Source organism: Tritonibacter sp. SIMBA_163 (assembly GCF_046535935.1).
GTDB lineage: Bacteria > Pseudomonadota > Alphaproteobacteria > Rhodobacterales > Rhodobacteraceae > Epibacterium > Epibacterium scottomollicae.
Map to the genome: position 1 here is coordinate 1 of NZ_JAWJBP010001236.1, position 239 is coordinate 239.

The 239-nt window shown below is 71.5% G+C and carries 1 pseudogene; it reads right to left on the reverse strand.

The window, feature by feature from the left end:
- Nucleotides 1-239 (reverse strand): annotated as a pseudogene (locus tag R0J92_RS26255) (thiamine pyrophosphate-binding protein); the annotation flags it as partial.

Sequence of the window (239 nt, forward strand, 5' to 3'; positions counted from 1 at the left end):
GCGAACGCCTCGAAATCGGACTTGGCCTGGGGGCTCCAGCCACCGCCGCCCAGAAGCGCGAGCGGACGTTCGGCGCGGGCAAGGCGGTCACGCAACTCGGCGATCTGTTCGCGGCCCGGATGCCCCAGGGCAAGGCGCGCCGGCCGAGCATCGGGCGTCTCAACGGCCTCGGAGAGCACATCCTCCGGCAACGCCAGCACGACAGGGCCGGGACGGCCCTGCTGCGCTGTATGAAAGGC